Origin of the sequence: Coleofasciculus sp. C1-SOL-03, assembly GCF_040220555.1 — a bacterium.
Classification (GTDB): domain Bacteria; phylum Cyanobacteriota; class Cyanobacteriia; order Cyanobacteriales; family Coleofasciculaceae; genus Coleofasciculus.
Window position 1 is genome coordinate 1 of record NZ_JAVJUO010000242.1, and the last position, 7191, is coordinate 7191.

The following is a 7191-nucleotide window of genomic DNA, read 5'->3' on the forward strand; positions in this document are numbered from 1 at the left end:
GGAGGGCGACCCGATCGGATTGAGTGGACTACCGTGGCGGATTAATGCAGGCGGGTCGCCCCTACATGGACATTGACGCGGTGTGGGTCGCCCCTAAATGAAAGAAGACCAATCACATAAGATCAATCACATTTTACGCGATCGCATGAACCTTTGGGTGGAGGGCGACCCGATCGGATTGAGTGGACTACCGTGGCGGATTAATGCAGGCGGGTCGCCCCTACATGGACATTGACGCGGTGTGGGTCGCCCCTAAATGAAAGAAGACCAATCACATAAGATCAATCACATTTTAGGCGATCGCCTGTCCAATCTTGTGAACTTTGATCAAACTGGTGGTTCCTGGCGTACCAATGGGAACACCGGAGGTAATCACTACCTTGTCCCCATACTCAGCTAACTCCATCTCCACCGCCGCATTCACCACATTAGTTAACATCTGTTCAGCATTGTGTACCGGGGTAATCAGATAAGGTTGCACTCCCCAAGACAAAGCCAACTGACGATAGGTACTTTCTTCTGGCGTAAAGGCAATAATCGGGGTTTTGGGGCGATACTTAGACACCAGGCGGGCGGAACCACCGGAGGAAGTGTTACACATAATTCCCCGTGCGCCTAATTGACTAGCAATATGACAAGCGGCTTCGGCGACAGATTCGGTGGTGCTAATACTGCAACTGGGAAACTCAGACGAGGTTTGCAATCCTTCGGCTAGGGCTTTTTCCGTCTGGATCGCTATATTGTTCATCATTTCCACGGCGGCGATGGGATATTGTCCCACAGCAGTTTCACCCGAAAGCATTACCGCATCCGTCCCATCTAAAATTGAGTTGGCGACATCCGTGGCTTCAGCGCGAGTCGGATCAGGAGCGCTGATCATTGACTCTAGCATCTGGGTGGCTGTAATTACGGGTTTACCGAGTTGGTTACAGCGACGAGTAATTTCTTTTTGGATTAAGGGTACTTGATCCAACGGCGTCTCAACTCCCAAGTCACCGCGAGCAATCATAATTCCATCCGCAGTATGGAGGATTTCCTCTAAATTTTCCACCGCTTCCCGTTTTTCAATTTTGGCAATCACACGGGTTTTCGCGCCTGCGGCTTCAATCATCCGCCGCACGGGTTCTAAATCACTGGCGCTTCGCACAAAAGACACCGCCACCCAGTCAATCCCCGATTGCAACCCAAAACGCAAATCGGTCATGTCTTTTTCGGTGACAGAGGTGACGGGTAAATAGGTTTCAGGTAAGTTAACCCCCTTTTTAGAGGACAGGAGTCCACCAATTTTCACCAAGGCGCGAATGCTATCCGCATCTCGTTCCGTGACAATCAATTTGACTCGACCATCATTAATCGAAATTGGTTCACCTACGCGCACCATAGCAAACAGCGTGGGAATGGGTAAGGGAATCTCATCCGGGTTGTTGCCTTCCTCGTTTAACACAAAGGTTACTTCATCACCCGTTTTCACTTTAATCCCGTCAGGAGGTAGTTTTCCCAGACGAATTTTCGGTCCACATAAATCTTGCAGCAAGGCGAGGGGTTTGCGATGTTGGCTACTAATTTCTCGGAGTTGCTGAATCGTCTGTCCGTGAAACTCATGGGAACCGTGGGAAAAGTTTAACCGGGAAACATCCATCCCCGCTTCGATTAAGGCATCAAGGCGTTCGGGTGAGGCGGTAGCGGGTCCAATGGTACAGATAATTTTAGTGCGACGCATAAAATACTGGGTCATAACGGCAATAGAACTGATGTTCTCTCTAGCGTTTAATTTTCAGGGTCTACACACCCCTACCAATTGAACGTCCGCCTAACCGGATGATTTGTAATCCGGGATGGCGCGGGAGAACACCTCTCATGAAGAATAGATCAACTTTCTGGAAAAGGGGGTGTCGGGTGTGGGGTGTCGGGTGTCGGGTGTGGGGTGTTGGGTGTGGGGTGTGGGGTGTTGGGTGTGGGGTGTCGGGTGTCGGGTGTGGGGTGTTGGGTGTCGGGTGTTGGGTGTTGGGTGTCGGGTGTGGGGTGTTGGGTGTCGGGTGTTGGGTGTTGGGTGTCGGGTGTGGGAAGCAGGGGGAGTAAACGAATGACCAATGACCAATGACCAATGACCAATGACCAATGACCAATGACCAATGACCAATGACCAATGACCAGTTACAACTATGGACAGATTTTTCGGGCAATCCTAAGCAGCCACCCTTCCCTTAACCCTGACTTCAGATAGAAGTAATCCTCTGCTAAAAATTAGTAGGCTTGTTATTGAGTGTCTAGCATTTTCCCGTCCTCTCAGACATCTGAGGTGGATTAGTGAGGTGCTGAACCCTTGTTTTAAAACCTAACGAGCATCAAGTTATATAAATTGCCAATATCAAACAATTGGCATCTTGTATTGAATAACTGTAAGTCGCTCAAGTAACTACGGAGGATATAAAATCATAATGGCTAATAATCCAATTTTTCAAATCAAGGAATACGGTCAAAGTATCTGGATGGATTATCTGGATCGCCAGCTCATCGAATCCGGTGAACTGAAAAATAAGATTGAGACTCGTGGAATCAGCGGGATTACCTCAAATCCCAAGTCCTTTGCTAAGGCGGTGTCGAATAACCGAGTTTACGATAGCGATATCGAAGCGGGGATCAAAGGTGGAAAATCTACATCAGAGATTTACGAATCCCTGATCTTTGAAGATATCCGCAACGCCTGTGACATCTTCCACCCCATCTACGAAGAGTCAGGCGGAACCGATGGCTTTGTCAGTATCGAAGTCTCCCCTCACTTAGCGCGGGATACCCAACGCACGGTTGAAGAAGCCCGACGCTTTTTCCGCGCCATTGACCGGGATAATGTGTTTATTAAAATTCCGGGGACGAAAGAGGGATTCCCGGCGATCGAACAGGCAATTTCTGAAGGGATTAACGTTAATATCACCCTCCTGTTTTCCGTGGAGAGTTATGTGGAATCCGCTTGGGCTTATATTCGTGGCTTAGAAGCACGAGTTGCTGCTGGTAAACCGATTGAGAATATTGCGTCAGTGGCGAGTTTCTTCCTCAGTCGCATCGATACTAAGGTTGATAATCGCATTGATGAGAGACTTAAACAGATTGGTACGGAGGAACTCAACGAAGAAGCCCGCTTACGGGAACTGAAAGGAAAAGTCGCGATCGCCAATGCTAAGGTTGCCTATCAGCGATTTAAGGAAATTATCGACAGCGATCGCTTTAAAGCCCTAGCTGAACAAGGGGCAAACATACAACGGGTTCTCTGGGCAAGTACCAGCACTAAAAATCCGGACTATAGTGATGTCATGTATGTGAATGAGTTGATTGGTCCGAATACGGTGAATACTCTACCCCCGGATACGATTGAAGCTTGTGCGGATCATGCTGATGTCGCCCCCAATCGGGTAGAATCTGAGGCTGATAAAGCGCAGAAGACGCTGGAAAGTCTGGCTGAACCCGATATTCAGATCGACTATGACCAAGTTATGGCAGAACTGGTTGAGGAAGGGATTGAAAAATTTGCCCAACCCTTTGATTCGTTGATGAAATCGATTGAAGAGAAAGCTGAACAGCTTACGCCAGTTTGATGTTAGGTCAACAAAGGGCGGGTTTTGTACAAAGGTTATCATTAACTACCAAACGAATGTTCCATTACCTGTCCCTACACAATCAAATGTCAAACCTAAACAAAGGGCGGGTTTTGTACAAAGGTTACCATTAACCACCAAACCAATGTTCCTAAACCCGCCCCTACACAATCAAACGTCAAACCTAAACAAAGGGCGGGTTTTGTACAAAGGTTACCATTAACCACCAAACCAATGTCCCTAAACCCGCCCCTACACAATCAAACGTTAAACTTAAACAAAGGGCGGGTTTTGTACAAAGGTTACCATTAACTACCAAACGAATGTTCCTAAACCCGCCCCTACACAATCAAATGTCAAACTTAAACAAAGGGCGGGTTTTGTACAAAGGTTATCATTAACCACCAAACGAATGTTCCTAAACCCGCCCCTACACAATCAAATGTCAAACTTAAACAAAGGGCGGGTTTTGTACAAAGGTTACCATTAACCACCAAACCAATGTCCCTAAACCCGCCCCTACACAATCAAACGTCAAACTTAAACAAAGGGCGGGTTTTGTACAAAGGTTACCATTAACTACCAAACGAATGTTCCTAAACCCGCCCCTACACACACAATCAAAAATCCTATGAATGCCCCAGCTATTGCGATCGCGTCTAAACCCACACCCCCAGAACGCCAAAATCTGGAACACCAAGCTGATTACAACACGATATCATCATTACCAGAGGTTTGGTCGTTAGCCGCCCAGCGATTTGGGGAGACTGTCGCTTTACACAACCCCTACGCTAAACCCGAAGTCAAGCTAACGTTTGCCCAGATGTGGCAGCACATTCAGCAGTTTGCGGCTGGATTACAAGCATTAGGTGTCTCGGCGGGCGATCGGGTTGCCTTATTTTCAGAAAATAGTTCCCGCTGGTTTGTTGCTGACCAAGGTATTATGACCACTGGGGCGGTTGATGTGGTGCGAAGTTCTCAAGCGGAACAAGAGGAACTTCTCTATATCCTTAAGGATAGTGAAGCGACTGCCTTAGTTGTGGAAAATCAAGATACCTTAACTAAGCTGGATCAGCATTTGCACGATTTGCCGATTCAACTGGTTATTTTATTATCGGATCAGGAACCAGATACTGAGTCAGAGTTGAATATCCTCAATTTTCCCCAGGTGTTGGAACAGGGAAAAAATCACACATTCCAACCGATTGAACAAACCCCTGACACCCTCGCCGCCTTAGTCTATACCTCTGGCACCACCGGAAAACCCAAGGGTGTTATGCTCAGTCATGGCAACCTATTGCATCAAGTCACCAGCTTGGGTGCAATTGTACAGCTAGAAGCAGGCGATCGCGTCTTGAGTATTCTCCCATCTTGGCATGTTTATGAACGCGCCATTGAATACTTTGCCCTCTCCCAAGGCTGTACCCTAATTTATACCACGCTGCGCCATGTTAAGCGAGATCTGAATGCCCAACACCCTAACTATTTTGTCTCGGTTCCCCGTTTATTGGAATCGATTTATGATACGGTGCAAAAGCAGTTGAGTAAAGAATCTGCCCGCAAACAGCGCCTAGTTAATGCCTTCTTCTCGATTAGCGATCGCTATATTAAAGCCCGTCGCCTTGTCCATGGCTTAAGTTTAGAACAGCAGCAGCCCTCTGGATTCCAACGCCTCTGGGCTAGACTTCAATGCTTGACATTGGTTCTGATTCATGCATTAGCTGACCGATTCATCTATCAGAAAATCCGCGAACAAATTGGCGCCAACTTAAAGCAAACCATCTGTGGTGGCGGCGCACTTTCCCAGAAATTAGATGATTTTTATGAAATAATTGGCATTGAGGTACTCGAAGGCTATGGTTTAACCGAAACCTCGCCAGTCTTAACTGCCCGTCGTTCTTGGCATAACCTCCGGGGTTCTGCGGGTAAACCGATTCTAGAGACAGAAATTCGCATTGTTGATCCAGACACCAGAGAAACCCTTCCCCAAGGAGAAAAAGGATTAGTTTGGGCGCGGGGATCTCAAATCATGCAGGGTTATTATCGCAACCCGGAAGCCACGGATAAAGTCATTGATGCCCAAGGGTGGTTTAATACCGAAGACTTAGGCTGGTTAACGGTTCAAGAGGACTTAGTTTTAACTGGACGGGCAAAGGATACAATTGTCCTGAGTAATGGTGAAAATGTCGAACCGAAACCGATTGAAAATGCCTGTATGCGGAGTCGTTATATTGATCAGATTGTGGTGGTGGGTCAAGATCAGCGATCGCTGGGCGCTTTAATTGTACCAAACTTCGATAACTTACAAGGGTGGGCAGAACAGAATCAGTATCACCTGCAACTTCCGGATGAGGAATCTGCTTCTGGTGAGGAAACGATTGACTTAAATAGTAAACCTGTTCAGGAATTGTTCCGTCAAGAAATCAATCGAGAAGCGAAAAATCGTCCGGGTTATAATCCCAATGACCGAATTGGTGTATTTCGTCTGATTTCAGAACCCTTTTCTCAAGAGAATGGTATGTTGACTCAGACGCTGAAAATCAAGCGTCATGTAGTTAGGGAACAGTATCAAGATTTGATTGACGAGATGTTTGCTTAAGCCGCGATGATGGGAATTAAACTTAGAATTAAATCCTTACTATTCGGATTCGTTTTGATTGGACTATCTGCCTGTTCTACTTCTCTGAGAGTGGGTTGGTTCAGTAGGAATTTGCCAACTCAGACAACAGCCTCCTATAACACATTCACAGGGACAGAACGACGGAAAATTGAGGTTGATGCCGGAGATGAAGTTGTCCTTGACGTTCAGTCTGAGGTGACGAAAGGCGATTTAAATATCAGAATCCTCGAACCGGATAAAGATGTCCTAAAAAGGATAAAAACGAATCGCGATCGCGAATATAAATTTGAAGCAGAAGAAACCGGAAACTATTGGGTCGTGATTACAGGCGATAATGCGGGAGGGAGTTATGAGATTCAGTGGGACATAACCTCATAAATCAATTGTAGGGGTGGGTTTAGGGACAATTGTAGGGGCGAGTTTAGGGACAATTGTAGGGGCGGGTTTAGGGACAATTGTAGGGGCGAGTTTAGGGACAATTGTAGGGGCGGGTTTAGGGACAATTGTAGGGGCGGGTTTAGGGACTAAATTCCGCTAGTCACCAATAACGGAAAAACAAAACCCGCCCTCTTCACCGATAACGGAAAAACAAAACCCGCCCTCCCCACCGATAACGAAACAACAAAACCCGCCCTCTTCACCGATAACGAAACAACAAAACCCGCCCTATCTCACCGATAACGAAACAACAAAACCCGCCCTATCTCACCGATAACGGAAAAACAAAACCCGCCCTCTTCACCAATAACGAAACAACAAAACCCGCCCTCCCCACCAATAACGAAACAACAAAACCCGCCCTCCCCACCGATAACGGAAAAACAAAACCCGCCCTCATCACCAATAACGAAACAACAAAACCCGCCCACCCCACCGAAAACGGAAAAACAAAAACCGCCCTCATCACCAAAAACGAAAAAAAAAAAACCCACCAACCCAACGAAAAAGGAAAAAAAAAACAAGTACATAATTAAAAGAAAA

6 protein-coding genes and 1 pseudogene are annotated in these 7191 nt (G+C 46.8%); 5 read left to right on the plus strand and 2 right to left on the minus strand.

The features are described from left to right. Window positions 1–292: 292 nt before the first annotated feature. Complete coding sequence (gene pyk / locus RIE73_RS36465; protein ID WP_446405823.1) at window positions 293–1720, minus strand: pyruvate kinase; 1428 nt, start codon at window positions 1718–1720, stop codon at window positions 293–295. A 137-nt stretch (window positions 1721–1857) separates the two neighbouring features. Here pyk and RIE73_RS36470 point away from each other — a divergent pair, with 137 nt between their 5' ends. The 5 genes from RIE73_RS36470 to RIE73_RS36490 all read left to right on the plus strand — a co-directional run bounded on the left by RIE73_RS36470 (window position 1858) and on the right by RIE73_RS36490 (window position 6748). After that, window positions 1858–2079 (plus strand): hypothetical protein, encoded by a 222-nt coding sequence (locus RIE73_RS36470; RefSeq protein ID WP_446405818.1) that lies wholly within the window; start codon window positions 1858–1860, stop codon window positions 2077–2079. A gap of 359 nt (window positions 2080–2438) precedes the next feature. Beyond that, on the plus strand, window positions 2439–3590 hold the full coding sequence (gene tal, locus RIE73_RS36475) for a transaldolase (RefSeq protein ID WP_446405819.1): 1152 nt from the start codon (window positions 2439–2441) through the stop codon (window positions 3588–3590). Between the two features lie 631 nt (window positions 3591–4221). After that, entirely contained in the window at window positions 4222–6189 is a 1968-nt protein-coding gene (locus RIE73_RS36480) for an AMP-dependent synthetase/ligase (RefSeq protein WP_446405820.1), read from the plus strand. Between the two features lie 6 nt (window positions 6190–6195). Next, a complete protein-coding gene (locus RIE73_RS36485; RefSeq protein WP_446405821.1) occupies window positions 6196–6588 on the plus strand; it encodes a hypothetical protein in 393 nt (130 codons plus the stop codon). A gap of 13 nt (window positions 6589–6601) precedes the next feature. Then, window positions 6602–6748, plus strand: coding sequence for a hypothetical protein (locus RIE73_RS36490; RefSeq protein ID WP_446405822.1), 147 nt, complete (start codon window positions 6602–6604; stop codon window positions 6746–6748). A gap of 133 nt (window positions 6749–6881) precedes the next feature. On the opposite strand, the pseudogene RIE73_RS36495 reads toward RIE73_RS36490, so the two are convergent. Further along, window positions 6882–7191 (minus strand): annotated as a pseudogene (locus RIE73_RS36495) (hypothetical protein); the annotation flags it as partial.